This window comes from uncultured Campylobacter sp. (genome assembly GCF_938031315.1).
GTDB lineage: Bacteria > Campylobacterota > Campylobacteria > Campylobacterales > Campylobacteraceae > Campylobacter_B.
In genome coordinates, this window is the sequence record NZ_CALHHT010000284.1 from 1 (window position 1) to 1,194 (window position 1,194).

1 protein-coding gene is annotated in these 1,194 nt (G+C 47.2%); it reads left to right on the plus strand.

Annotated elements, in window-relative coordinates:
• Window positions 1-263: 263 nt before the first annotated feature.
• Window positions 264-1,194: AI-2E family transporter (locus Q0236_RS06995; RefSeq protein ID WP_297916365.1), on the plus strand; the 931-nt coding region annotated here is incomplete at its 3' end.

The window sequence follows — 1,194 nt, forward strand, 5'->3', positions numbered from 1 at the left end:
AAGTTTCATTTTCGATCCTGCTCGTGTAAATTTCGCAAAATTTTAGCAAAAAATTTTAATTTTTGCCATGCGGGATTTGGGATTTGCTTGCGTTTTTAAATTTAGCGGGCAAGCCAAAAGCAAAGCTACGCGAGCGGAACGATACCGAGCGAGCTTTAAATTTAGCGAATAAAATTTCAAAGCAGAGCTAAATTTTATGAAATTTTAGTTAAAATCGCTCCTTAATTTCGCGCCAAAGCGAAAATCTAAATTTAGGAAAAGTCTTGAAACTTCAAATGTCCTTGATCTCCATCGCTTGCGTAGTTATTATCCTGGCGGGTCTTAAAGCCGCGCAGACCATCGTCGTGCCGTTTTTGCTGGCTATTTTTATCACCGTGCTGGTCTCGCCGCTGGTGCTATATGTGCAAAAACTCCGCGTCGGCCGCGTTTTTAGCTTCCTGCTCGTGACTTTCGCATTCGTAGCGATTATGGTTTTTTTCGGCTCGGTGATCTTTGACGCGATTAAGGAATTTTCGGCGCGCTTGCCGGAGCTTCAGGCTAAATTTAACGACGTCTTGCAAGGCATCAGCACGAGGCTTACCCGCTTTGGCGTAGAGTTTGACGTCCAAGGACTAGGCGTCGATCCTAACGAGGTCGCGGCGCAAATTTCTACCCTGCTTCGCAAAACTGGCTCGATCGTCTCGACGGGATTTTTCATCTTCATAATGGTTTCGTTTATGGTCTTTGAAAGCTCCATGATGGACGAAAAGATCCGCTATTTTTCGCAACGCAGCCACGCAACGCATACTTTCGTCAAAAAATTTGCTTCAAATTTGAAAAAATACCTTCTCATTAAAACCATCGCTTCGGCATGCACCGGCGCGCTGATCGGGCTCGGACTATGGGTGCTCGGAGTTCCATACGCCGCGCTGTGGGGGATTTTAGCCTTCGTGTTAAATTTCATCCCAACCATCGGCTCGATCGTAGCGGTCTTCCCGACGCTTTTTGTGACCCTTTCTACGATGGATATAAGCTACAGCGTCTGGACCATCGCGATATATCTAGCCGTAAACGTCGCAATCGGTAATATTATCGAGCCGCGATTTTTAGGGCAAGGGCTCGGGCTTTCTACAATCAGCGTGCTCGCAGGGCTGCTGCTGTGGGGCTTCGTACTCGGCATCGGTGGGCTGTTTTTGGCTGTGCCGCTTACGATGA